Annotated in this window: 18 protein-coding genes and 1 CRISPR repeat array; of the genes, 17 read left to right on the top strand and 1 reads right to left on the bottom strand. The window is 69.9% G+C overall.

All coding sequences use genetic code 11. The annotated features are described in order from the left end of the window. Positions 1-69: 69 nt before the first annotated feature. From SPI96_RS01335 to SPI96_RS01295, 9 genes are all read left to right on the top strand, one after another. Positions 70-1,296, top strand: coding sequence for a Fic family protein (locus SPI96_RS01335; RefSeq protein ID WP_321080568.1), 1,227 nt, complete (start codon positions 70-72; stop codon positions 1,294-1,296). Between the two features lie 105 nt (positions 1,297-1,401). Then, complete coding sequence (locus SPI96_RS01330; RefSeq protein ID WP_321080567.1) at positions 1,402-2,352, top strand: C-terminal binding protein; 951 nt, start codon at positions 1,402-1,404, stop codon at positions 2,350-2,352. Between the two features lie 152 nt (positions 2,353-2,504). Further along, on the top strand, positions 2,505-3,293 hold the full coding sequence (locus tag SPI96_RS01325; RefSeq protein WP_321080566.1) for an acetoin reductase: 789 nt from the start codon (positions 2,505-2,507) through the stop codon (positions 3,291-3,293). Between the two features lie 75 nt (positions 3,294-3,368). After that, positions 3,369-3,716, top strand: a complete 348-nt coding sequence (locus SPI96_RS01320; RefSeq protein ID WP_321080565.1) for a DUF6506 family protein — start codon at positions 3,369-3,371, stop codon at positions 3,714-3,716. A 225-nt stretch (positions 3,717-3,941) separates the two neighbouring features. Beyond that, positions 3,942-4,694, top strand: a complete 753-nt coding sequence (locus SPI96_RS01315; protein WP_321080564.1) for a metal-dependent hydrolase — start codon at positions 3,942-3,944, stop codon at positions 4,692-4,694. A gap of 51 nt (positions 4,695-4,745) precedes the next feature. Then, positions 4,746-6,230: a DUF3375 domain-containing protein gene (locus SPI96_RS01310; RefSeq protein ID WP_321080563.1), complete on the top strand. Its 1,485-nt coding sequence runs from the start codon at positions 4,746-4,748 to the stop codon at positions 6,228-6,230. Next, positions 6,227-7,027 carry a DUF4194 domain-containing protein gene (locus SPI96_RS01305; RefSeq protein WP_321080562.1) on the top strand — a complete coding sequence of 267 codons (801 nt, stop codon included), beginning with the start codon at positions 6,227-6,229 and terminating at the stop codon, positions 7,025-7,027. Before SPI96_RS01310 ends, SPI96_RS01305 begins: the two co-directional genes overlap by 4 nt. Continuing rightward, entirely contained in the window at positions 7,024-10,431 is a 3,408-nt protein-coding gene (locus tag SPI96_RS01300) for an ATP-binding protein (RefSeq protein WP_321080561.1), read from the top strand. The genes SPI96_RS01305 and SPI96_RS01300 overlap by 4 nt, the downstream gene beginning before the upstream one ends. Positions 10,432-10,709: 278 nt before the next feature. Continuing rightward, positions 10,710-12,254 carry an alanine/glycine:cation symporter family protein gene (locus SPI96_RS01295; protein ID WP_321080560.1) on the top strand — a complete coding sequence of 515 codons (1,545 nt, stop codon included), beginning with the start codon at positions 10,710-10,712 and terminating at the stop codon, positions 12,252-12,254. Positions 12,255-12,341: 87 nt separating this feature from the next. Here the strand turns inward: SPI96_RS01295 and SPI96_RS01290 are convergent, their stop codons facing one another. Continuing rightward, complete coding sequence (locus SPI96_RS01290; protein WP_321080559.1) at positions 12,342-13,910, bottom strand: long-chain fatty acid--CoA ligase; 1,569 nt, start codon at positions 13,908-13,910, stop codon at positions 12,342-12,344. Positions 13,911-14,420: 510 nt separating this feature from the next. Here SPI96_RS01290 and cas3 point away from each other — a divergent pair. From cas3 to cas2e, 8 genes are read left to right on the top strand one after another with little or no spacing between them, the layout of a single operon-like run. Further along, a complete protein-coding gene (gene cas3 / locus SPI96_RS01285; protein ID WP_321080558.1) occupies positions 14,421-17,234 on the top strand; it encodes a CRISPR-associated helicase Cas3' in 2,814 nt (937 codons plus the stop codon). Further along, a complete protein-coding gene (gene casA, locus SPI96_RS01280) occupies positions 17,231-18,895 on the top strand; it encodes a type I-E CRISPR-associated protein Cse1/CasA (protein WP_321080557.1) in 1,665 nt (554 codons plus the stop codon). Before cas3 ends, casA begins: the two co-directional genes overlap by 4 nt. Next, complete coding sequence (casB, locus tag SPI96_RS01275; protein ID WP_321080556.1) at positions 18,892-19,548, top strand: type I-E CRISPR-associated protein Cse2/CasB; 657 nt, start codon at positions 18,892-18,894, stop codon at positions 19,546-19,548. Before casA ends, casB begins: the two co-directional genes overlap by 4 nt. Before the next feature lie 39 nt (positions 19,549-19,587). Then, a complete protein-coding gene (gene cas7e, locus SPI96_RS01270) occupies positions 19,588-20,754 on the top strand; it encodes a type I-E CRISPR-associated protein Cas7/Cse4/CasC (RefSeq protein ID WP_321080555.1) in 1,167 nt (388 codons plus the stop codon). After that, complete coding sequence (gene cas5e / locus SPI96_RS01265; RefSeq protein ID WP_321080554.1) at positions 20,751-21,452, top strand: type I-E CRISPR-associated protein Cas5/CasD; 702 nt, start codon at positions 20,751-20,753, stop codon at positions 21,450-21,452. Before cas7e ends, cas5e begins: the two co-directional genes overlap by 4 nt. Continuing rightward, positions 21,449-22,153, top strand: coding sequence for a type I-E CRISPR-associated protein Cas6/Cse3/CasE (gene cas6e / locus SPI96_RS01260; RefSeq protein ID WP_321080553.1), 705 nt, complete (start codon positions 21,449-21,451; stop codon positions 22,151-22,153). The genes cas5e and cas6e overlap by 4 nt, the downstream gene beginning before the upstream one ends. A gap of 20 nt (positions 22,154-22,173) precedes the next feature. Next, on the top strand, positions 22,174-23,091 hold the full coding sequence (gene cas1e, locus SPI96_RS01255) for a type I-E CRISPR-associated endonuclease Cas1e (protein ID WP_321080552.1): 918 nt from the start codon (positions 22,174-22,176) through the stop codon (positions 23,089-23,091). After that, on the top strand, positions 23,088-23,486 hold the full coding sequence (cas2e, locus tag SPI96_RS01250) for a type I-E CRISPR-associated endoribonuclease Cas2e (protein ID WP_321080551.1): 399 nt from the start codon (positions 23,088-23,090) through the stop codon (positions 23,484-23,486). The genes cas1e and cas2e overlap by 4 nt, the downstream gene beginning before the upstream one ends. A 51-nt stretch (positions 23,487-23,537) precedes the next feature. Then, a CRISPR array of direct repeats spans positions 23,538-24,969; the repeat unit is 28 nt; unit sequence GTGCTCCCCGCATGCGCGGGGATGAGCC.

The following is a 24,969-nucleotide window of genomic DNA, read 5'->3' as shown; positions in this document are numbered from 1 at the left end:
AGTGCAGAACGTTGCGCACGGTCCCGCGTTACGCAACGATCCGGTCCGATCGTTGCGTAAGGTGAGGTCATGGGCAACGATCCGCGCGCGGCGCTCGCCGTCACCTGGGAGACGCACCCCTGGTCGGTCTCCCCGGACGACGTCGGCCCCCTCAGCCGGCGTGCGCGCGCCCGCGCCGCCGGCCCGTATCGGGCCGCCGTCCCCGCCCGGATTGCGGAGCTGGAAGTCAGCCTGCCCCCGGAGCTGTCCGCCGAGGCGGAGGACGCCCTCGCGGAGATCCTCCGGTTCGACGCCGAGACCACCCGCGCCCTGCCCGGCCTCACCGGGGACCTCGCTCCCCTGGATGCCGTGCTGCTGCGCACCGAGTCCGCCTCCTCCTCCCAGATCGAGCACATCACCGCCGGAGCCCGCGCCCTCGCCCTGGCCACCCTCGGTGAGAGGACCCGGCCCAACGCCGCGCTCGTGGCGGCCAACGTGGCGGCGATGCGTGCCGCCGTCGGGCTCGCCGAGGACCTCGACGAGCCCGCCCTCCTCCGTGCCCATGCGGCCCTCATGGTCGGGCAGGATGCAGCCGGGCCCGGTACCTATCGTCGAGCCCAGGTGTGGATCGGTGGGAGTGCGCCGACCCCGCACACCGCGCAGTTCGTGCCACCCCACCAGAGCCGGGTGCTCGCCGCCATGGCAGACCTGTTCACCTACCTGCGGCGCACAGACGTGCCCGTGCTCGTGCAGGCCGCGATCGCCCACGCGCAGTTCGAGACCATTCACCCGTTCGCCGACGGCAATGGCCGCACCGGCAGAGTCCTCGTCCACGCGGTGCTGCGCCGGGCCAGAGCCACCACCGGCATGAGCACTCCGCTCTCGGCAGGCCTGCTCACGGACACCGCCGCGTACTTCGACGCGCTCACCGCCTACCGGGAGGGCGACCCCGAGCCCATCGTCCGCCGGTTCGCTCAGGCCGCACTGGCCGGCGTCGGGAACGGGCGCAGACTGGTGGCGGACCTCGAGGCCGCGGTGCAGGGGTGGACCGAGCGCCTCGGAGCGCTGCGGGTACGGCGGGACGCGGCAGCCTGGCGGGCACTCGGGGTGATCGTGGGCCAGCCAGCGGTGACCGTGGAACATGTGGCCACGGCGCTCGGGGTGTCCCGGCCGGCCGCCCAGCGGGCCGTGGAGCAGCTCGTGACCATCGGGGCCCTGCAACTGCTCAACGCGCAGCGGCGCAACCGGGTGTGGCTCGCCACCGAGGTGCTCGCCTGCCTCGACGAGTTCGCCGCCCGCGCCGGCCGCTGGGACTGACCCGGAGCCGGTCACCCATCCCCCCGGCCAGGGGGCTGTGACAAGGTGAGACGGGCATCCGCCCCCGACGATGACCCCCTCACCGAACAGAAGAGGAGTACTGAGATGGCCAAGATCACTATCACGGATACCGGCACCATGGACCCTGCCGAGGCAGTGGAGTTCCTGGAAGGAGAGGGCCATGAGGTCCTCGTGCTGAACTCCACGGACCCGGAGCTGGTCGTGGAGAAGGCCCCGGACAGCGAGGCGCTGATCGTCAGCTTCATCCCGGTGGACCGGGCCCTGATGGAGCGCCTGCCCCAGCTGAAGGTCGTGGCCACCATGTCCGTGGGCTACAACGGCGTGGACGTCGAGGCCGCCCGCGCCCTGGACATCGACGTCTACAACATGCCCAGCGTCGCCGAGGAGGAGGTCGCCGCTCACGCCCTGGCCGGCCTGCTGTCCATCACCCGCTTCCTGCCCGAGGCCAACACGCAGGTCAAGGAGGGCGGCTGGGACTACGCGGCCCTGCCGATGCCCGCACGTCTGTCCGAGCAGCGCCTGGGCCTGCTCGCCCTGGGCAGGATCGCCCGGCACCTCGTGACCCTGGCGACGCCTGTGGTCGGGGAGATCGTCGCCTACGACCCGTACGTCAGCGAGGAGGACTGGCCGAGCGCCGTGCGCCGCGTCCACTCCCTTGAGGAGCTGCTGCAGGAGTCGGACATCCTCAGCCTCCACGCCCCCCTCACGGAGGAGTCCCGCGGGATGATCGGCGAGCGGGAGCTCGCACTGCTGCCGGAGGGTGCGTTCGTGGTGAACGTGTCCCGTGGCGGCCTGATCGACGAGCCGGCCCTGCTGGCGGCCCTCGAGTCCGGCCAGGTGCGGCGGGCGTTCCTGGACACCCTGGCCACCGAGCCCCCGCCGGCCGGCGATCCCCTCGTGGCCCACCCGCACGTGACGGTCAGCCCCCACTCGGCCTTCCGCAGCGCCAAGACGGCGCGGGACTACGTGGTAATCCCCGCGCAGAACGCGCACGAGGCCCTCGCCGGCCGTCGCCCGGCCACGCTGGTCAACTGACCACTGGCCCGGGCCTGCGGCCCCCACGACGCACGGATATATCGACGATCATCACAGTGATGTCATAAGTGACGATGGGGGCCGCACTCCCCGAACGGGGGTGTTTGAGTGGTCAGACCACACCCGTTGGTCACACTGAGGAGATGGTCGCCATGACCGAGAACCAGAACCGCGTCGCCCCCGTCACCGGAGCCGCCCAGGGCATCGGCCGGGGCATCGCCCTGCGGCTGGCCCAGGACGGCTACGACGTCGCGATCGCCGACCTGGACTTCCAGAAGGAGAAGGGCGAGGGCGTCGTCAAGGAGATCGAGGAGCTCGGCCGCAAGGCCGTGTTCGTGGCCCTGGACGTCACCGACAAGGACGCCTTCGAGAAGGCCGTGGACACCACCGCGGAGGCCCTCGGCGGCCTGCACACCCTGGTGAACAACGCCGGCATCGCCCAGGTCAAGCCGATCCTGGAGGTCACCGAGGAGGAGCTGGAGAAGATCTACCGGATCAACGTCCACTCCGTGTTCTTCGGCATCCAGGCCGCCGTGCGCAAGTTCGAGGAGCAGGGCGTCAAGGGCAAGATCGTCAACGCCGCCTCCATCGCCGCGGTCAAGGGCTTCCCGATCCTCTCGGCCTACTCCTCCACGAAGTTCGCGGTCCGCGGCATCACCCAGGCCGCCGCGCAGGAGCTCGCCCCCAAGGGCCACACCGTCAACGCCTACGCCCCCGGCATCGTGGGCACCGGCATGTGGGACCTCATCGACGAGAAGCTCCACGAGGTCAACGGCAAGCCGATCGGCCAGAACCTCAAGGAGAACGTGGACAGCATCGCGCTGGGCCGCATCGAGACCCCGGAGGATGTGGCCGGCGTCGTGTCCTTCTTCGCGGACGAGCGCTCCGACTACGTGACCGGCCAGGTGCTCCTGGTCGACGGCGGCATGCTCTACAACTGAGCAATCCGGGCGAATCTCGGGGGCGGGGCGAGTACGGTGCGAACCGGACGGCCCCGCCCCCGCGGTCTGCCGCCCGTGCCCCCGCGGGCCGTGCCGGCCCGCCCCCGCAGCAAGGAGAAGATGATGATGAAGGCCGCGTTCGTGTACGTCACCCCGGAGGTCTCCCCGGAGACCCACACCGCCGAGCTCGTCAGCGAGGGCCTGACCCTCACCGTGGTCGGCTGCGTGGACTACGCGCAGGCCGAGCAGGTCGCCAAGGACCTCGTGGCCAAGGGGATCAACGCGATCGAGCTGTGCGCCGGCTTCGGCAACGAGGGCGTCGCCCGGGTCACGAAGGCCGTGGAGGGCAAGGTGCCCGTGGGCGTCGTGCGCTTCGACCGCCACCCGGGCCTGGGCTTCAAGAGCGGCGACGAGCTGTTCTGAGCCGCAGGACCCCTCCGTCGCAGGCCTGACCCTCACGGGCCGGGCCTGCGCGGTCCTGACCCGCGCGGCTCTGACCCTCGCGGTCCTGGACCGCACGGGCGCCCCACCAGCACCCTCGGACACAGCCCGGGGCACGTCCTCGGGCGTGTCCGGCCTTAACGTGTCCGCCTCCTGCGGCATCGTGTGACGGTCCCAAGACCGTCCGCACCCCAGGAGGCCGCCCCGATGATGGGCCCATCCCATGCCGCCACCGGCGCCGCCGCCTGGCTCGCCCTCACCGGGAGCCTCTCCCCGGTCGAGGCCCTGCACATGCCCCCGGAGATCCAGCTGCTCGGCGCCCTCACCACCGCCGGGGCAGCCCTGATCAGCGACTGGGACCACCCCCGCGCCACGGTCGCCCACGCCCTTCCCCCGGTCACCGAGTGGATCTCCCGCGTGGTCAGCCGGCTCTCCGGCGGGCACCGGCAGGGCACCCACTCGATCCTGGGGGTCGCGGCGTTCACGGCGGTGGCCGTCCTGGCCGCGATCCCGCAGGTGGAGATCGCCGGGCACACCTACGCGCCAGGGCAGGGCATCATCGCGGCGTTCCTCGTGGCCGTGGCCGCCAAGGCCCTGAGGCTGCTGCCCGCCCGGGGTGTGCTCGCGGGTTGGGCGCTGGGTGCCGCCGTCGCGGTGCTGGGCACGGTGCTCGGCGGCGGACTGTGGTGGATCCCGGCGTCCGTGGCCATCGGGGTGAGCGTGCACATCCTCGGGGACGCACTCACCGCCGTCGGCGTTCCCCTGCTGTGGCCGCTGTACCCGGGCGCACCCGTGAGGAACCCCCTGTGGACGTCCTCCGGCCGCTTCCGGCTGCCGCTGCTCGGGGCCACCGGCTCCTGGCGGGAATGGCTCGTGGTCACGGTGATCACCGCGTTCGCCGTGGTCCGGGCCGTGGACCTCGCCCCCGCGGCGAGCCGGGCCGTCGTCGCACTGCTGTGACCTCCCCGCCCGGTGCTCAGCGTGTCCGTGGCGCCCGCTAGGTTGGTGGCGATGAAGAACCAGCGCATCGAGGGGGCCTACCAGCGGGCCCGGACGGCCTTCTCCGCGCCCACCCTGCGGCTGCTGCACGGCAGCCAGGCCCCGTTCGTGGTCGCGGCGCTGGGCGTCATGTTCACCTCGGACCGGCAGGCGGTGGCGGTGGCGGACGCCCACGTGGAGATCCAGGACATGCTGGACCGGCTGCGCGCCGAGGGGTACGACGACGACCGCGCCCTCCCCGCCGGCACCGGCCGGGACGTGTGCCGGCGCTGGGCGCAGTCCGGTTGGCTTACCACCCAGATCGAGGAGGACGTGGAGGTCTACCGTCTCTCCGCGCACGCCGTGACGGCCCTGGAGGTCGCCGGCCGCACCGGTCCGGGGCGGGCGAGGGTCTCGGGTTCGCGCGTGCGGACCCTGCTCGACGCCGTCGACCAGCTCGCCCAGGACGCCGAACCGGACCCGGCCGAGCGCATCGCCGCCCTCGAGGCCGAACGGGACGCCCTCGACGCCCAGTTGGCCCGCCTCAAGGCGGGCGAGGAGGAGCCGGTCAGTGAGGAGGAGCTCCGCGAGGAGGCCGAGAACGTCCTGCACCTCACCCGGGAGCTGCCCGCGGACTTCGCCCGTGTGGCCGAGTCCATCACCCGCATCCAGCGGCAGGTGGTCACCCGCCTGCGCGCCGACGACAGCCCCGCCGGGGAGGTGCTGCGCGAATACCTCGAGCAGGCTGACCGCATCATGGAGGCCACCCCGGAGGGGCGCGCGTTCGCCGGCGCCCTGCGGCTGATCGGGGATCCGGAGCAGATCGACCAGCTCACCGACCAGCTCGAGGCCGTCCTCGCCCTGCCGTTCGTCCGCCTGCTCTCGGCCGAGCAGCGGCGCGAGCTGGCCGCCGTCGCCCGCCGCATCGAGCACGGTGTGGACCAGGTGCTCACCGCCCAGCGCCGCGCCTCCCATGTGATCACCGCGCAGGTCCGCACGCACGACCCTGCCCGGGATCGTGAGGTCGACGACCTTCTGCGCCGGGTGATGACCGGTCTGCAGGCCTGGACCGAGCAGACCCGTGGGCGTGCCGCGGACCCGGTGCCGGTGCTGCGCGGACTGCCCGTGGCCGCCGTCGGGAACCTGCGCCTGACCGTGCGGGACCCCCGGCCCCCGGGCCGGCCTGCACCGCTGCACCGGGACATCGCCGACCCCCGCTTCCCAGAGTCCCAAGCCCAGGCCTGGGGCGGGCCCCGGTACCGCGAACTCGAGGAGCACCTGGCCGCGCTCGGTGCCGACGGCACCCAGGAGGTGGACCTCGCCGCCGCGTTCGAGGCCGCCGATGACGACGTCCGCCGCCCTGCGGACCTGCTCGGCCTGCTCGAGCTCGCCCACCGCAACGGCATGCGGCCCGGCGGGGAGGTCTCCGTGGTGGAGGCCCGCCGCCCCGACGGGACCCGCCGCCGCTTCGCCTTCGCCTCGCTCATCGCCAAGACCCACAAGGACGTGACCCCGTGACCGAGCCCCACGCCCTCGAGCCCCACATCCCCGAGCCGCCCGTGGCTGAGCCCCCGGCCCCCGAGGCCCACGCCCCCGAGTCCCCGGCGGAGCCCGGCGGCTTCCTCACCGCCTCCCGCATCGAGGCCGACCCGGACGCCTGCTTCCCCGGTGACCGCGGCGTCCTCGCCCCCGAGGTGCGGCGTGTGCTGGTGCGCCTGCTGCAGCGCCGTGTGCTCGACGCCGACGCCCACCCGCAGGACTGGGCGGTGCTGCTGGAGCACCGGGCCGTGGTGGAGTCCCGCCTGAACGATCTGTTCGTGCGCCTGGTGATCGACACGGACCGCGGCCTGGCCTACAAGCGGCAGGTCCGCTCGGATGAGGTGGACGTGCCGATCCTGCTCAAGGACGACCCCTACACCCGCGCCGAGACCCTCGTGCTCGTGTACCTGCGGGGCGTGTACCAGCGCGAGACCGTCGCGGGGGAGACCGCCGCCCGGGTGGACCTCGAGGAGATCGAGCAGACCGTGCTCAGCTACTTCTCCCAGGACGACGGCGACCTCGCCCGCCGGCAGCGCTCCGTACACACGGCGGTGGCCCGCCTCACCACAGAGGGGGTGGTGGTGCTCGACTCCCCGCAGCGGTACCGGATCACCCCGCTGATCGAGGTGGTGCTCAGCGCCGAGCGGCTGCGTGAGCTCGACGCCTGGCTGCGCGAGCAGGCCGGGCAGGGGGCCGCCGACACCCCGGACTCAGACGCCGACACCCCGGACGACGCCGTCGCCGACGCCCACGCGCAGGAAGGTGATGCACGATGAGCATGGAGGACACCCTGTTCGGCCTGATCCCCACGGCCTCCCGCGGGGAGCAGTGGACGGCCGAGCGCCTGCAGCTGGTCAACTGGGGCGGCTATGACGGCGCCCACCGGGTCCGGTTCTCCCCGGGGGCCACCCTGCTCTGCGGCGGCTCCGGCTCGGGCAAGTCCACCCTGATGGACGCCTACATCGCGCTGATGATGCCGCACCGCACCCCCTTCAACGGGGCCTCCAACGGCGGTGTCACGGGCCGGCCCCGCGGCGAGGACCAGCGCAACATCCTCTCCTACGGCCGCGGCAAGACGGACGAGACCCGCACCGAGTCCGGCACCCGGATGAGTGTGCTGCGCGGCGACGGCGAGGACACCTGGACGGCGATCGCCATGACCTGGCAGGACCACGGCGGCCGCCGCTTCACGGCCCTGCGCGCCTGGTACATCCCCGCGGACGCCACCCTGCTGGAGGACACCGTGAAGGTCCGGGCCGTCACGGACGGGCCCTTCGACCTCGCCTGCCTCGAGGATGCCGCTCAGCGCCGCCTCTCGGACGCCGCCGTTCGGGCGTTGGGCCTGAGCACTGTGCCCACGGACCACGAGTTCTGGGCGCGCGTGCACGCCACCCTCGGCATCGGTGCCGCCGGTGCCGGCGAGCACGCCATGGACCTGCTGGCGAAGATCCAGGCCGGTCAGCCGATCTCCACGGTGGACCGGCTCTACAAGGACTTCGTCCTGGAGCGCCCGCAGACCTTCGCGACGGCGGCGGCCGTCGTGGAGCACTTCGACGAGCTGGAGAGCACCCGGCGCCGTATGGAGACCGCCAAACAGCAGGTCGCCATGCTCCAGCCCGTGCCGGGGCTGCGCGAGCGCATCGAGCAGGCCTCCGACCGGTTGCGCCTGGTGGCCGAGGTCGGCACCCCCACAGAGGCCGCCAGCCCTGCGGGCCTGTGGCACGCCGGCCGGCGGCTCGAGCTGCTGCGCGCCCTCGAGGACGACCTGCGGGCCCGGAGCCGGGGCTCTGAGGCGACCGCCCGGCGTCGTTGGACCGAGCTGACCGCTGTGAGGGACGAGCGTGAGGGCCTCGAAGAGGTGCTGCGCGCCTCCGGTGGGGACCGGCTCGCCCACGCAGAACGGGAGTACGTCCAGGCCGAGCGCCGTGCCGCCGCCGCCCGCCAGCGCCGGGACGCGGCCGCCGAGTCCCTGGCTGTGCTGCGCCCGGACCTGTCCACCCGGGAGGCGTTCACGGCCCTGACCGAGCGGGCCCGGGCCGAGCTCGAGGACACCGACGGGCAGGAGCGCGGGCTGGAGGACCTCATGGCCGCCCGCATCGGCCTGCGGGACGCCCAGGCGGAGGAGAGCGAGCTCAGGAAGGAGCACGCCCAGGTCAGCGCTCTGAAGGACAACATCCCCCCGGAGCTGCACGAGGCCCGGGACCAGCTGGCCCGCGCCACCGGCACGGACCCGGCGCAGCTGCCGTTCGTGGGGGAGCTGGTGCAGGTCAAGACCGAGTACGCCCCCTGGCGGGGCGCGTTCAACCTGGCCCTGGGCGGGTTCGCCACCACCGTGCTCCTCGACGAGGCGGACCTGCCCCGGTTCCGCCGTGCCGCGGATGAGGCCGGGCTGGGCCGGCGGCTGCAGCTGGAGGCCCTGCCCACGGGCCTGCCCGCCGAGGACGCCCTGGACGCCGCCACCCTGCCCGGTCGCCTCGACTACCGCCCCGGCCCGTTCACCGGTGCCCTGCAGGAGCACCTGGTCCGCCGGTTCGGGTACGTGTGCGTGGCCTCTGCCGAGGAGCTCGACCAGCACCCCCGGGCCCTCACCCTGCGGGGGCAGACCGCCGAGCGCACCCGCGGCGCGGTCGGCGGCGACCTGCGGCGCAACGTGCTGGGCTTCTCCAACCGGGACCGGCTCGCCGAGCTCGAACGCCGGCTGGAGGTGGCCCACGCCCGCGTGGAGGAGGCTCTCGAGGAGGCCGAGCACACCCGGCGGCTGCACACGGAGGACACCGGGCGCCGCTCGGCCTGGCAACGGGTCCTCGACCTCGACTGGGGGCAGATCGACGTGCCCGGCGCCGAGGCCGAGCAGCAGCGGTGGGGTGGTGTGATCGAGGAGATCACCCAGAAGGACCCCCGCTTCGGTGAGCTGCGCGGCAAGGTCGCCGCGCTGCGTGAGCGCGAGCAGACCCTCCAGCGTGAGGCGGTGATCGCCGAGGAGGGCGGGCGCGCCCTCAACGCCGAGTGGACGCGCATCACAGAGGAGGTGGACGCCGCCCAGGACGTGCTCGACGACGCCGCCCGCTCCGGCCGCGTCCTCACCGCCGAGCAGCGTGCCTACCTCAGCGCCCGCATCGATCCCGCCGGCGCTGTGGACGCCGGCGCCGTGGGCGCCGGGGGTGGGGGCGCCGTCGTCGGGAAGGAGCCGGTGGAGGCCGACGCGCGGGCCGCCCTGGAACGCTTCGACACCGCCCTGAGCCTGGCCGCGAGCCGGCTGCAGGAGGACCGCGAGGCCGCCCAGGCCGCCCTCGAGCAGAACCGGCAGACGCTGCGCCGCACCCTCGAGACGTTCCTCGAGCGCTGGCCCAACCCCAACCTCCGGGCCGACCCGGACACCTCCGTGGGGGACTTCGAACGGATCCTCGCCGAGCTGGAGGCGGACGGGCTGCACGAGCTCGAGGGGGCCTGGCGGGAGAACCTGCTCAAGCTCTCCGGCAACGACCTCACCAACCTGGACTCCACCCTCACCCGGGCGCTGCGGGAGATCCGCGAACGGATCGAACCGATCAACACGATCATGGCCGACCTGCCGTTCTACGACGACGACCACCGCCTGCGCATCAGCGCCCGGGAGACGCAGTCCGCCTCCCGGCAGCGGTTCCGGCGGGAGCTGCGGGCGGTGCGGTCGCTGATCGAGCAGGCCCGCACCGACGCCGAGCGGGAGGCCGCGTACACGCGCATGGCCCGGCTCATCGAGCGGATCCGCCCGGAGGCCCCCGAGGCGGTGGAGCTGATCGACGTGCGCCAACACGTGCGGGTCAGTGCCGAGAAGATCCACGCGGACACCGGTGAGCACGTGGCCCTGTACGACCACATCGGTGAGAAGTCCGGCGGTGAGTCCCAGGAGCTCGTGGCGTTCATCGTGGGCGCCGCCCTGCGCTACCAGCTCGGCGACGCCGACGCCGCCCGCCCCCGGTACGCTCCCGTGTTCCTCGACGAGGCGATGGTCAAGGCCGACGCCCACTTCACCGAGCGGGCCATCGGTGCGTGGCGGGGCCTGGGCTTCCAGCTGGTGATCGGCGCCCCGAACGACAAGTACAGCGCGATCGAGCCCCATGTGGACGTCGAGTACGACATCCTCAAGGACACCACCGGCCGCTCCCACGCCCGCCTGAAGGTGGCCCTGCCCGAGGGGTGAGAGGCGGGCTCAGCGGGCGTGCGTGATCGGTACCAGTGCCTTCCCCCGCTGGCCGGGCTCCTCCTGGGCGGTGCGCTCGGCGCCATGATCGGGCACCGCACCCGGAGGGGCTGACCGGAGACACCCCAGGGGAGAGCGGCACAGACGTGGCACAGTGTTACGTCACCCCGCCCGTATCCGGCTGAGGGCTCCCGTAGGGTCCCGGAAGGCGCCGGGACACCACCTGCGGCGCACCGGCAACGGAACAACGGGCCGTGTCAGCCCGATGAAGGGACCCCATGGAAGCGTTCATCACCTCGGCCAACGAGATCATGTGGAGTCTTCCCATGGTCTTCGGGCTGCTCGCCCTCGGCGTGTACTTCACCATCCGCATGGCGGCCCCGCAGTTCCGCCTGATCAAGGATATGGTCGGCCAGCTGATCGGCGGAGGCTCCTCCTCGGCCGGCGTCAGCTCCTTCCAGGCGTTCGCCATGGCCCTGGGCGGGCGCATCGGCGTCGGCAACATCGCCGGCGTGGCCGCCGCCATCTACCTGGGCGGGCCCGGCGCGATCCTCTGGATGTGGGTGACCGCCCTGTTCGGCGCCCCCGTGGCGCTCGCAGAGAGCTCCCTGGCGCAGCTCTACAAGCACAAGGTGCGCGGTGAATTCCGCGGCGGCCCGGCCTACTACATCCTCGAGGGCCTCGGCCGGAACTGGCGTTGGCTGGCGGTGGCCTACGCGGCCGCGGCCGTGTTCGCCAGCGTCATCACCGGCCCGCAGATCCAGGCGAACGCCGTCACCGCCGCCACCAGCGAGGCCTGGGGCTGGGATCCGCTGTGGGTGGGCCTGGGCATGGCCGCCCTGTTCTGCCTGGTGGTGTTCGGCGGCATGCACCGGCTGGCCCGCACCGTGGGCCTGGTGGTGCCGTTCATGGCGGCCGCGTACATCGTGGTCGGCCTGATCGTGATGATCGCCATGTGGCAGGCCCTGCCGGCCATGTTCGGTCTGATCTTCTCCAGCGCCTTCGGCATGAACTCCCTCTACGGCGGCCTGCTCGGCGCCGCGATCGCCTGGGGGGTGCGCCGGGCCGTGTACTCCACGGAGATCGGCACCGGCGCGGGCGCCCAGGCCTCCGCGGCCGCGCACGTCTCCCACCCCGTGAAGCAGGGCCTGGCGCAGGCGTTCTCCGCCTACGTGGACACCCTGTTCGTGTGCACCATGACGGCCCTGATGATCATGGCCACCAACAGCTTCAACGTGCTCAGCCCGGACGATCAGAGCCTGATCACCGAGCACCTGCCCGGCACGGAGGAGGGCCCGGCCTACGTGCAGAACGCGGTGGACGCGGTGCTGCCCACCTTCGGCCCCTCCTTCGTGGCGCTGGCCGTGTTCCTGTTCTCCTTCACCACGCTGCTCTCGTTCTCCTTCTACGCGGAGACGAACCTCGCCTACCTGATCCCGAACAAGCGGGTGCAGAAGGCGACCATCACGGTGGCCCGCGTGGCCCTGGCGCTGTCCATGGTGTACGGCTCGGTGCAGACCTCCGCGTTCGTGTGGTCCCTGGCGGACTTCGGCGTCGGGATCTACACGTGGGTGAACATCCTGGCGCTCGTGCTGCTGAGCCCGGTGACCATCCGCCTGTTCAAGGACTACGACCGCCAGCGCCGCGCCGGCCAGGACCCGGTGTTGAACCCGCGCGAGATCGGTGTGGAGAACGCGGCGCTGTGGGAGCAGGTCCACGACGCCTACGAGCGCACCGGCGATCTCGACCGCGCCATGGACTACGTGGCGGACACCGCCCCGGACACCCGGGCCATCCAGATCGTCGATTCCAAGGAGGGCTGAGCGCCCTCACCCCCCACGACGACGACGGCGGCCGGTGCCCTGGCCCGGCACCGGCACCGGCCCCTGCCTGGCCCGGCCCGCCCCGGCTCAGTGCCCGCCCGGGCCGGCGGCGGCCTCCGCCGCCAGCTCCCGTTTGAGGATCTTCCCGGCGGCCACCTTCGGCAGGCCGTCACGCACCGTCACCGTCCGCGGGTACTTGTACGGGGCCACCCGATCCCGCACGAACGCGATCAGCTCCTGCTCGATCGTCCCCTGCCCGCGCGTCGTCTCTCCGCCGGAACGAGCCCCCGGGGCGAGCACCACGAACGCGGCCACCTCCTGCCCCAGCAACGGGTGCGGCACCCCCACCACCGCGGCCTCCGCCACCGCCGGATGCTCGTAGAGCACCTCCTCCACCTCCCGCGGGTACACGTTCATCCCCCCACGCAGGATCACGTCCTTGAGCCGGTCCACGATGTAGTAGTTCCCCTCCGCATCCCGGCGGCCGATGTCCCCGGAACGGAACCAGCCCTCCGAGGTGATCGCCTGCGCGGTCGCCTCCGGGTCACCCCAATACCCGGCCATCACGTTCTCCCCGCGGATCCAGATCTCCCCCAGCCGGCCGCCGTCGTCCCCCTCCGGGATCACCTCACCGGACCGGGCGACCAACTGCATCCGGCAGCCCCGCAGAGGCCGGCCGATCGAGCCGGCCCGGTGCTCCTCACCCGGGCGATTGATGCACGCCACCGGGGACGTCTCGGACAGCCCGTACCCCTCGAGGATCTCGCAGCCGAACGTCGCCTCGAACCGGTGCAGGATCTCCACCGGCAGGCTCGACCCCCCGGACACCACGATCCGCAGCGTCGCCAGATCCTCCGGACGGTCGCCACCGGCGGCCAGCATCGCCCCGAGCATGGTGGGCACCCCCAGCATGATCGTCGCCCGGCGCTCGCGGATGGCCGCCAGGGTGCCGGCGGCGTCGAAGCGGGGGATGAGCACCAGGGACGCGCCCACCGTCACGGAGGTCAGCAGCGCGCACGTCATCCCGAACACGTGGAACAGGGGCAGGCAGCCGAGCACGGTGTCCTCGGCGGTGAGGCGCAGCAGGGTCTCGGCGACGGCGTCCGTGTTCGTGCCCAGGTTCCGGTGCGTGAGCCGGGCCCCCTTGGGGCGGCCGGTGGTGCCGGAGGTGTAGAGCAGGACGGCGTCGTCCTCCAGGGTCCGCGGGGCGGGGGTGTCTGCCGGGCCGGGGCTGGCGGTGAGGTGTGGGGCGATGTGCGGGGCGAGGCCGTCGGGGCCGACCACCCGCAGTTGCACCCCGCAGGCCTGCGCGGATGCGGCCGCCTCGGGGGAGGGGCCGGCCCAGAGCATGGTGGCGCCGGAGTCCGCGAGGACGTGGGTGATCTCCCGTTCCTTGAACAGCGGGTTCATGGGCACCACGACGCCGCCGGCCTCCAGTACCGCGAACAGCAGCATCGGGAACGCTGGGATGTTCGGGAGCATGAGCGCCACCCGGTCGCCCGGGCTGACCCCCTCGGCGCGCAGCAGGCCGGCCAGGTGGCGGACCTGCCGGTGGAACTCGGCGTAGGTGGTCTCCTCCTCGCCGAGGATCAGCGCGGGCGTGCCCGGGTAGGCGGCGGCGGTGTGGGCGAGGCGGGCGGGCAGGGTGAGGGTCACGGGGGCTCCGGGGCTGGTCAGGCGTGTGATGGCTGCGTCGCACAGTAGCGCGTGGGCGGGCGCGGGAGTGCGTGGGCCGGGGTGTGCGGGTGTGGGGTGGGGGCCGATTGTGGCCCCCGTGCGACGACGACGCGCGGGAGGCCTGACGGCATCAGCGCTCAGGTTTCGACCTCCCGCCCGCGCGTCGGGGCCGGAGGGCCGGCCATCCCGGATGACTCCGGGCACACGAGTCGCCCTCAAGCGAAGAAGGGCTCATCACCGAAGCTTCGGTGCGCCCTCCATGGTAAGGAGCCAGGCTGCCCATGGGCGAAGGCGGTGCTGCTGGCCCATGAGGGACGCTGCGGGGGAGGAAGCAAACAGCCGGAGTCATAAGTCAGAACTTCTTAGTTTGGGGGCGTTTGAGGGGGTTGTCTGCAGTGTCCGGCAAGGCTACAGTGTCGGGTGAGAGACGACGCGTGACTGCTCGCACACAGCATGCAGTCGCCAGCGGACCTGTTAAGGAAGTGGAGCATGGAGACGAGCGGACGGCAGTGGAGTCCCCAAGCGGCGAGTCTGTGGGCGAAGACTGGTCCGGAGCCGGAGGACTGGCTCACCCTGACGAGGCATCTCATGGACGCGGCGGAGGTGGCGTCACTGCTGTGGCGGGAATGGCTTGCCCCAGGAGTGCGCCTGGCGCTGGAGGAGGCTCTCGACCTGCAGGGCGAGGGGGAGCGGTTGGTGGCCTGGCTTGCCGCAGTCCACGATCTGGGCAAGGCGACACCTGCGTTCCAAGGCCAGCTCATGTCTCGTCCCGGAAGGGAGGCTTTTGCCGACCGTGTGGTCGACGCGGGCCTCCCGCTGAGCGGTCCCGCGTCCGCGACGGAGTGGCACCCTCATTCAGTCGGGAGCGCCGGTGGCATCGAACGGTGGCTTCTCGCTCGTGTTCCCGGGATGAAAGCCGGGAATGCTTACAGGCTAGCTGCCATCGCCGGTGCGCACCACGGTTTACCGGCGAGGGAGGGCGAGATTCGGGATGCTGAACTCTTCCTGAGCACCCCGTGGAGGCAGGTTCAGGATGAGCTGTTGGATGCGATGGCCGAGTACACCGGGGCTAGGGAGATGCTCGAACGTATCCCCCTGCGGCATTTGAAGCGCGAGCAGCAGATGCAGCTGACGGCCCTGGTCATCCTCGCGGACTGGATCGCGTCCAATCAGGAGCTCTTTCCGTTGACCGCCGCCGAGGAGGCATCCTCTCGGCGGCGTGCCGCTGAGGCGTGGGAGCGGCTCGACCTCGCCGGCTCCTGGACCACGCGGCCTCTGCCGGACACCGCGGACGCCGCCTACAGCGACCGCTTCGGGTGGAGTGCGGACCGCCGACCGTGGCCTGTTCAGGAAGAAGTCCTCCGTGCGGCGGAGAACCTCGACGGGCCGGGCTTGCTCTGCATCGAGGCGCCGATGGGTGTCGGCAAGACCGAGGCGGCCCTGCTGGCCGCAGAGGTGCTGGCACGGCGTACTGGGCGCAACGGCGTCATGGTCGCGGCACCCACGATGGCGACATCGGACGGACTCGTTCCCAGGGTCACATCATGGGCTGAACGTGCGGGTGCGCCGGGAGTGCCGGCCTCGATGTTCCTCGCTCACTCCAAGGCTGCTCTGAATGAGGACGTCCGGACGCTTCCCACTCGGGGTCTGGGCGTGCGCTCCGTGGGGGAGGACGAGGACGCCCCAGGCAGGCGAGGTGCAGTTGTTGCCCACCAGTGGTTGGTCGGCCGGAAGAAGGGGCTTCTCTCGTCCATCGCGGTGGGCACAGTGGACCAAGTGCTTTTCACGGCCCTGCAGTCAAAACATGTGATGCTCCGCCATCTGGCGTTGGCCTCCAAAGTGGTGGTGATTGATGAAGTCCACGCATATGACGCTTATATGAGTCGCTATCTGGCTCGTGCATTGACCTGGCTGGGAACGTACGGAACCCCCGTCATCCTCTTGTCTGCAACACTGCCCCATGGGGCCAAGGCAGAACTCATCGCCGCCTATTCCTCGGGCCTGCACTCTCGAACTGTAGGACCGGAGGAAGTGCCGGATACCGGTGATGCCTACCCCGTGATCACCGCCGCTGGCCGCCAGGGCATCACAGCCACGGCGACGGCTCCTTCCGGCCGGCGGCATACCGTCAATGTCCGCCCGATGGCGGATGACGATGATGCGCTTTCCAGGCTGATGGGTCGGGTGAGGGAAGACGGAGGATGCCTCCTGGTTGTGTGCAGCACGGTCGCTCGAGCACAGCATGCCTACCGTCTCGCGAAGGAAGCTGTCGGAGCCGACGCCCGTTTGCTGCACGCACGCTTCACTGCTGCAGACCGGGTCTCCCGCGAGCGCGAACTGCTGGATCACCTCGGCCCTCGGGCCCACCGGGGTGCTGGACGCCCTCATCGCCGAATCGTCGTGGCGACTCAGGTCGTCGAACAGTCGTTGGATCTGGACTTCGACGTGATGGTCACGGACATCGCTCCGGTGGACCTCGTTCTCCAGCGATGTGGGCGCGTGCATCGGCATGACCGGCCAGACGAGGATCGCCCGGCATGGACGCATGAACCCCAGGTTTATGTGCGAGGAATGGAGAGCATCGGCTCCGAGGAGGCTCCACCAGCCTTAGAGCCCTCCCAAGCCCGGGTTTATCCTCTGGCCGCACTGTTGGCCTCGGCCGGCGTCCTCACCCTCTTCCGGGGTGGGACGGCTGTCCAGTTGCCTGCTGACATTCCATCGCTGGTGAGGCGCGCCTATGGGGGCGACCCTGCTCTGCCTCCCACATGGGAGGAATCGTGGGAGCAGGCGCAGGCGGAGTGGGAAGCCCACCGGGACGAGCAACGGGCCAAGGCGGAGACGTTTCTTTTGCCGTGGGGGAGGCGAGTCTCCGGCCTCGAACAGCTGTGGCCTGTGTCCGGCGCAGACGTTGACTCCCTTCAGGGGGAGGCCAGGGGCTCGGCTCAGGTGCGTGACGCTGACCCGATGTTGGAGGTGCTGCTCACCCGGGAAGCCCCTGGAGGCTATGTCCCCCTCACCTCGGAGAGTGAGGAGAGAGTGCTCTCAGCAGGCATGGTCCCGGCGTGGAAGGACGCACAGAGGATCGCAGAATCGGCAGTGCGCCTTCCTCGACGTTTCAGCCGGCCGTGGTTGTTCGAGCGGGCACTGGGTGAGCTCGAACGTCAGACCGACCTGGCCTGGCAGGACACCCCGTTGTTGCGGGGACAGCTTCAACTCGCACTGGACCGGGACTTCAAAGCCACGCTCGCGGGTGTCACTCTGCACTATGACAGCGAGTTCGGACTCACGGAGGAGAAAGCATGACGGACCTGCACGACGAAGCTGAGGCCTACGACCTCACAACTCGCCCCTGGATCATGTGCTTGGACGTGCATGGCGAACGGCGAATCCTCTCAGTCCGGGAGACCTTCGCCCAGAGCAGGGAGGTGCTCCGCATCGCAGGAGACAGTCCTCAGCAGGACCTGGCTCTGCTCCGTCTGCTCCTCGTGGTCTTCTGGCGGGCTCACCGTCAGGACCCGCGATTGGCAGACGGTTCACCCGAGGAAGCCGCCGAATGGTGGGGGGCTCAGTTCACCGGGGATGAGGACGCCCAGGCTGGCCAGCGCATTCAGAGCTACCTGGATAAGGTCGCCCCTCGTTGGGACCTTCTCCATCCCAGCCACCCGTTCATGCAGGTTGCTGACCTGCACACGGCCAAGGGGGAACACAGTCCCGTCCGCAAGCTGATTCCCGATGCCGAGTCTCCGTACTTCACGATGCGAGCAGGCAAGGGGCTCGAGTCGTTGGACTTCGCGGAGGCGGCCCGCTGGTTGGTTCACCTCCAGGCATGGAACTACTCGGGCATCAAGTCCGGTGCTGTGGGCGACTCCCGGGTGAAAGGTGGGAAGGGGTATCCCATCGGCACCGGATGGTCTGGGCGAGGCGGCGGAGTCATCCTGCATGGCCGCAACCTTGCCGAGACCCTCACCCTGAACACGGTTCCCCACCTCGTGTTCGGGGAACAGGCAGAGCGAGACCTTCCCGTTTGGGAGAGAGCGCCGGACGGGGCTGGTGCCCGTGGTGTGGAACATGCGATGGGTCCATGCGATCTGCTGACGTGGCAGATCCGCCGTGTACGTCTCTTCAGTTCGCAGGGGCGTGTCACGGGTGTCCTGGTCGCCAACGGAGACCGCCTCGAGTCCCAGAACGAGATGTCCGATCCGATGACGGCGTATCGATTGAGCGGACCTCAGTCCAAGAAAGCCGGGCGGGATGTGTGGATGCCTCGCGCGCATTCGGAGACGCGCACCCTGTGGCGTGGCATCGGCCCGTTGCTCGCTCAAGGTGAGGGGGCGAAGGCGGACGTCCGCCCCCCGTCGACGGTCATGGAGCTGCCCCATATGGCACGGGAGGCCGAGGACTTTCTCGACGAAGACCCCCTGGTCACCGTGCAGCTGGTCGGGACGGTCTACGGCACACAGGACGCTGTGGTGGTCTCCACGGTGGATGAGACCATGCCGCTGCGTCTGAGCATCCTCATGCGGGACAAGCAGAGGGCCGCTCCTCTGATCACCTCCACTGCTGAAGCCACCATGCAGGTGGCGATCGGCCTGGGGCAGTTCGCCGGCGTGTTGAAGCAGGCGGCGAGCGGAGACTACGTCTTCGGTGCGGATGCGACGGAAGCGTTCCTCACGAGCCTGAATGAGCCCTTCAAAGCGTGGCTGGCCGCGCTGACTCCGGAGACTGACGCCACCGAATACCGGGCGAAGTGGTTCAAGGAAGCCGAACGGGTCGCTCTGGAACATGCGCGCGCTTTGGCCTCCAGTGTCAGTCCGAGCGCGGTCATTGGCCGTGAGGACGATGAGGGCCGCCTGGTGAGTGTGGCGACGGCGCGCGCGCACCTCGAGTGTTCTTTCCGAAAGCACTTCGGGTCGAAGGCACAGGGCACGAAGACTCTCGCAGAGAAGGGAATGGCCACCTCATGACGGAACAGATGGAGAGGAAGGACGCGATGCCGAACCGCACTCAGGAGGGAGAACCTGCGGCCCCGAGCCTGTATCGGGCAACCGCAGCGGCTGCGCATCGCCTGCAGCGAGAGCTGTTAAGCGCTGACGCACATGCGGTCACTCGCGCTCGAGCAACCCTGAGCCGCCTGCGCCGTGCGGTTGCTCAGGAGCCCGGTGAGGACCCTCGCGCCTGGTGGGAGGTCTCAGAGCACGTGCTGGGGGACCTCCATGACAGGGAACACGGACGCGGCGAAGCGCCCTCGACTTCCGAGTGGGCGGCTTTCGTGGCCATCACCCTGTTCAGCATGCACCAGCAGTCGAACACTATGCCCATGCACGTCACTGGAACCGGGGTGGGTGCAGCCGTGGGTCAGCTCCGCCGTCGTACGGACAGCGAGTCGATCAAGCCTCGACTGGACGCGGTCATGCTCGCCACCACCCCATCCGGGCTCCGCTACCACCTCCGCTCATTGGTCGGTCTCCTGAGCGCACATGGGATCGGCCTCGACTACGGGAGGCTGGCCGAGGACCTGCGACGCCTGCGGGATCCTCAGCGCCGCCGCGAGACGGTCGTGCGCTGGGGCCGCGACTATGCCTCTGCGCTGAGATCCTCGACCACTCCTGCTGACTGACTATCTCCCCACTACACCTCCACGAAAGGACCCACGACCATGAGCATCTTCATCGACATCCACGCCCTGCAGACCCTCCCGCCCAACAACATCAACCGAGACGACACGGGCGCCCCGAAGACGGCGACCTTTGGAGGAGTCCCCCGCCAGCGTGTCTCCTCGCAGGCATGGAAGCGTGCCATCCGTGAGGACTTCAAGAACTATCTGGATCCGTCGGAGCTGGGGGTCCGCACCAAGCGTGTGGTGGAGAAGATCGCCTACCGGGCCGTCTCCCTCCAGGGCATCAGCAACCCAGACCTGGCGGACTCCCAGCACCGCGAGCTTCTGGTGAAGGCCGCCGAAGGTGCCGAGGCCCTTCTGTCGAAGGCGGGCTTCAAGCCGGCCCCGAAGAAGCTCGGCAAGAACGCCACCGAGCAGGAGAAGCTCGACGCGATCTTCGCGGAGGTCGGCTACCTGTTGTTCCTCAGCGACCAGCAGGTGACCCGGATCGCCGAAGCCGTCAACGCGAAGGAAGACACCTCCTGGTCCAAGAAGGAGGCGGCGGAGCTCGTCGACACCGCCCACTCCGTGGACGTCGCCATGTTCGGCCGCATGGTCGCGGACGAACCGTCCTACAACGTCGACGCTTCGGTCCAGGTGGCTCACGCGATCGGTGTCAGCGCCTCGGAGCCGGAGTTCGACTACTTCACGGCCGTCGATGACATGATGTCGGATGCTGAGGAAGCTGGCGCCGGGATGATCGGCACGGTGCCGTTCACCTCCTCCAGCCTCTATCGGTACGCCAACATCAACCTGGACGGCCTCATCGCGAACCTTGGCTCTCGGGAGATGGCGCTGCGTGCTGTGGATGCCTTTGTGAAGGCGTTCATCACCTCCATGCCCACGGGTAAGCAGAACACCTTCGCCAACAACACCATGCCGGAGGTCGTGGTGGTGGCGGTGAGGGAGGACCGCCCCGTGTCCTGGGTCAACGCCTTCGAAGAGCCTGTGGCACAGGATGCAGACGGCGGGCGTCGCCAGGCTGCTGCACGGAAGCTCGCTGCAGAGGCGAACGGGCTGGCCGACATGTATGACGCCCCGGCCCGGCGCACCTGGGTGGTGGCCATGCCGGCCCTCGTCGAGGCGCTGTCCTCCGTGGGAAGCAACGTCAGCCGGGCCCAGCTGCTCGAGGAGCTGGGGGCCGAACTCGCCGAGGTGCTCGCGTGACGGTCCTCGTCCTGAGATTCAAAGGCCCTCTGCAGTCCTGGGGACAGGACAGCCGGCATCAGGAACGGCGCACCCATCATGCGCCGACCAAGTCCGCCGTCGTCGGTCTGCTTGCCGCAGCCGAAGGCCGCCGTCGGAGCGACGCGGTGGAGGACCTGGCCGAGCTGGAATTCGGGGTTCGCGTCGACCAGCCTGGGACCGTTCTGCGGGACTACCAGACAGCGATCGACTGGCGCTCTGGTCCGCCTGCCCGGCTGAGCAATCGGTATTACCTGGAGGACGCCTGCTTCCTTGTGGCCATCGGGGGACCGGACACGCTGATCAAGAGCCTTGAAGCTTCCCTGCGGAATCCTGCGTTCCCGCTCTTCCTCGGGCGGCGAACATGCCCGGCTAACCACGATCTCGTGGTGGGTGTGATGGAGGGCGGAGACGTCGAGTCCGTGCTGCGTTCGGTCGAGTGGCAAGCCTCAGAATGGCATCGCAGGACCCGCCCGACCCGTGTGAGCCTCCCCCTCTACCGCGACGCTCGTCCCGGAGAAGCAGTGGAGGAACAGCTGAGAGACGTACCGCTCAGCTTCGACCCGCAGCGGCGGGACTATGCCTGGCGGGCAGTGCACATGCCCCCGCCGGTCGAGTTCGAGAACTCGAGCGGTCGAAACAGTCGAGACCCCTTCTGGGAGGCGGTGGTCGGAGCATGAGCGTTCTGACTCGAATGGTTCTGAATCCGGCGACTCGTGGCGGCAGGAACCTGCTGTTCAATCGACAAGCGATGCATGCGGCAGTCATGGCTGCGTACTCACCGGACACCCATGCCTCGATGCAGGGCCGTCCTCTGTGGCGAGTGGACCAGGACGGACAGCGGCACACCCTGTACCTCGTGGGTCCTCGAGAGCCGGACCTCACCCATGTGGTGGAGCAGGCAGGATGGGCAGGGGAAGGATGGTCGTCCGTGGACTATTCCCCCTTCCTCTCCCGCCTGCGCAGAGGCCAACAATGGGGGTTCCGTCTCACGGCGAATCCCGTGCACAGTGTTTCGTCGGGGTCGGGAAAGCGGGGGAAGATCCTCCCCCATGTCACGCCTGCCCAGCAGACGCAGTGGTTGAAGGAGCGCTCGTCCCGATGGGGATTCTCCCTGATGGATCAGGAAGGGCAACCTGTTGAAGATGGTCAGGACTCGCCCCTCCTGGTGACGGTGACTGCTCGCCGGGATGAGCGGTTCGGTCGGCGTGCAGAAGGTGAAGAACGGCAGAAGGTCACTCTGCGTATGGCGCAGTTCGACGGCGCGCTCCAGATCGAAGACCCTGAGCGTTTGCGGACTGCTCTGACCGCAGGGATGGGACGCGCCAAGGCGTACGGCTGCGGGCTGATGACGCTGCGGCCTCTCTCCGAGAGGAGCTGAGGGGAGTGGGCGGTCCCCGTATGGAGGCGAAGGAACTGACGAGGGTCGCTGATCGCTATTCCTTCGTCTATATCGAGCGATCGACTATCCATCGGGAGGGGAATGCCGTCACGGCAACGGACCAGGACGGCGTTCTCCACATCCCATCGGCCGCCCTTGGCTGCCTCCTCCTCGGCCCGGGTACTCGTGTCACCCACGCTGCGATGTCGCTGTTGGGGGACTCGGGAGCAACGGTCGTATGGGTGGGAGAGAACGGGGTCCGCTACTACGCCCATGGCCGGCCTTTGGCCCGCTCGACCCGTTTGCTTGTCCGCCAGGCCGAGCTGGTGTCCTCTACCCGCTCTCGATTGGCAGTCGCGCGACGTATGTATGCGCTCCGGTTCCCCGGGGAGGATGTCAGCGCTCTGACGATGCAACAACTGCGGGGCCGGGAGGGAGCCCGTGTGCGTGGCCTGTACCGGGAACATGCTCGTCGGACGGGAGTCGAATGGACCCGACGCGATTACGACCCGGCGCACTTCGAGGAGGGGGACACCGTGAATCGAGCACTCACGGTGGCGAATACCTCCTTGTATGGAGTAGTTCACTCGGTGGTCGCCGCGCTCGGCTGTGCCCCCGGGCTTGGATTCGTCCATACCGGTAACGACAGATCGTTCGTCTACGACGTGGCTGATCTGTACAAGGCGGAGATCACCATCCCGACCGCCTTCGACGCCGCTGCCCACCTCATGGACGGAGACGTCGAGGGGCCGGTCCGACGAGCGGTACGGGATGCTGTCGTAGAGCACAGGCTTTTGGAGCGGTGCGCGCGAGACATCACCGACCTGCTGGGCGAAGATCTCGCGGAGGGCTGGGATCAGGACGACACCTTGTCGTTGTGGAGTGGCCGAGGAGATCGGGTGGTGCCCAGCGGCACCGGCTATGGAGTGGTTCCATGATGGTCCTGGTCATCACCGCAGCCCCCGCAGGGTTGCGGGGAGAACTGACCCGGTGGCTGATGGAGATCGATTCGGGGGTCTTCGTCGGGAACCCCAGCCAGAGGATTCGAGCGGAGCTCTGGCAGAAGGTCAAGGAGGGCGTCCGTGATGGTCGGGCACTTCTGGTGTACCGGGCTCAGAGCGAGCAGCGTCTTCGTGTGGAGACCCATCGCCATCACTGGGAACCCGTCGATCTGGACGGTCTAACACTGATGCGGCGCCCGTTGCCACGGGAGGCTAGAGCGCCGAATGAAGCGGCCCCCACCCGCCGTACAGGCTGGAGCACGGCGAGAGCGGCGTATCGATCGCGACAGCCAGCCTGGAAGCGTGGCGGCCAAAACCGTCAAAGTGAATGAAATCGCGTGGCCCCGTGTGACATACCCTAGTAATCACGCCGGTTCTCAAGTGTGCTCCCCGCATGCGCGGGGATGAGCCCACGGTAGACATTACGGTGCAAGTGCCCTGAATGTGCTCCCCGCATGCGCGGGGATGAGCCCGCGAGCTGCACCTGCACGAGCTCGAGGGTCGGGTGCTCCCCGCATGCGCGGGGATGAGCCCCAGGCCGAGATCAGCAAGGCCGGGCGGTTGCGGTGCTCCCCGCATGCGCGGGGATGAGCCGCTCCCGGACCACCCGGATGCTCAAAGCATCCCGTGCTCCCCGCATGCGCGGGGATGAGCCCGCCGCCCCGAAGGCGCGCACGGCCGGGGCCAGGTGCTCCCCGCATGCGCGGGGATGAGCCCGAGGCCGCCGTGATGATCTCCTGCCACGACGCCGTGCTCCCCGCATGCGCGGGGATGAGCCCAGCACGCGGATGTTCGAGAGCGTCGCGGAGAGGTGCTCCCCGCATGCGCGGGGATGAGCCGGGTTCCAGCTCGACGTGTGGCTGGCCTCCGGCGTGCTCCCCGCATGCGCGGGGATGAGCCGTCGCGCGCGGGCTGGCGCATCGTCCCCACGCAGTGCTCCCCGCATGCGCGGGGATGAGCCCCCGCCGTCGTGCGGCCGGTGTGCCGTCCTGGCGTGCTCCCCGCATGCGCGGGGATGAGCCCCCCGCGTGTTGGCGCGCACTTGCAGCACGTCGGTGCTCCCCGCATGCGCGGGGATGAGCCGGGCGTGAACGGTGAGTTCTACCCCTGCAAGCCGTGCTCCCCGCATGCGCGGGGATGAGCCCTGGCCGCCAGCCTCTACAGAAACGCCTTGACCGTGCTCCCCGCATGCGCGGGGATGAGCCGTCGTAGGTGAGCAGGTAGCCGCCCTCCGTGTGGTGCTCCCCGCATGCGCGGGGATGAGCCGGGTGGCAGGCGTGCCAGGACATGGCCGGAGACGTGCTCCCCGCATGCGCGGGGATGAGCCCGTCGCGCGCCTCTGCTTCTGGGGGGTGGTCATGTGCTCCCCGCATGCGCGGGGATGAGCCCGCGTTCGCGGCGGCCTCGAACTTGCTGGGGCCGTGCTCCCCGCATGCGCGGGGATGAGCCCTGGGCCTGCCCGATGATGTGGTGCAGTTGCTTGTGCTCCCCGCATGCGCGGGGATGAGCCGGTGCGTGTGATCCCGTTCAACGAGATCGTCGAGTGCTCCCCGCATGCGCGGGGATGAGCCTCCACCCTCCGCCTGATCGACAACCACCAGGCGGTGCTCCCCGCATGCGCGGGGATGAGCCCGCGGTGCCAGCCCAATTCTGCTCTACCACATCGTGCTCCCCGCATGCGCGGGGATGAGCCCGTCCAGCAGCGCGTGGCGACATCCGCGCCCGAGTGCTCCCCGCATGCGCGGGGATGAGCCCGCCTCGACGTCCTCCACGCCCCAGACGTACTCGTGCTCCCCGCATGCGCGGGGATGAGCC

Origin of the sequence: Micrococcus sp. (genome assembly GCF_034179925.1) — a bacterium.
Classification (GTDB): Bacteria; Actinomycetota; Actinomycetes; order Actinomycetales; family Micrococcaceae; genus Micrococcus.
This window is presented reverse-complemented; position numbering and strand designations above follow the sequence as displayed.

Excerpts from the sequence above, each read along its gene's own strand:
- SPI96_RS01330 (WP_321080567.1), top strand. The coding sequence starts at position 1,402 with ATGGCCAAGATCACTATCACGGATACCGGCACCATGGACCCTGCCGAG.
- cas1e (WP_321080552.1), top strand. The coding sequence starts at position 22,174 with ATGGAGGCGAAGGAACTGACGAGGGTCGCTGATCGCTATTCCTTCGTC.
- SPI96_RS01315 (WP_321080564.1), top strand. The coding sequence starts at position 3,942 with ATGATGGGCCCATCCCATGCCGCCACCGGCGCCGCCGCCTGGCTCGCC.
- SPI96_RS01310 (WP_321080563.1), top strand. The coding sequence starts at position 4,746 with ATGAAGAACCAGCGCATCGAGGGGGCCTACCAGCGGGCCCGGACGGCC.
- cas7e (WP_321080555.1), top strand. The coding sequence starts at position 19,588 with ATGAGCATCTTCATCGACATCCACGCCCTGCAGACCCTCCCGCCCAAC.
- SPI96_RS01300 (WP_321080561.1), top strand. The coding sequence starts at position 7,024 with ATGAGCATGGAGGACACCCTGTTCGGCCTGATCCCCACGGCCTCCCGC.
- cas3 (WP_321080558.1), top strand. The coding sequence starts at position 14,421 with ATGGAGACGAGCGGACGGCAGTGGAGTCCCCAAGCGGCGAGTCTGTGG.
- SPI96_RS01295 (WP_321080560.1), top strand. The coding sequence starts at position 10,710 with ATGGAAGCGTTCATCACCTCGGCCAACGAGATCATGTGGAGTCTTCCC.
- cas6e (WP_321080553.1), top strand. The coding sequence starts at position 21,449 with ATGAGCGTTCTGACTCGAATGGTTCTGAATCCGGCGACTCGTGGCGGC.
- SPI96_RS01325 (WP_321080566.1), top strand. The coding sequence starts at position 2,505 with ATGACCGAGAACCAGAACCGCGTCGCCCCCGTCACCGGAGCCGCCCAG.
- casA (WP_321080557.1), top strand. The coding sequence starts at position 17,231 with ATGACGGACCTGCACGACGAAGCTGAGGCCTACGACCTCACAACTCGC.
- casB (WP_321080556.1), top strand. The coding sequence starts at position 18,892 with ATGACGGAACAGATGGAGAGGAAGGACGCGATGCCGAACCGCACTCAG.
- cas2e (WP_321080551.1), top strand. The coding sequence starts at position 23,088 with ATGATGGTCCTGGTCATCACCGCAGCCCCCGCAGGGTTGCGGGGAGAA.
- SPI96_RS01335 (WP_321080568.1), top strand. The coding sequence starts at position 70 with ATGGGCAACGATCCGCGCGCGGCGCTCGCCGTCACCTGGGAGACGCAC.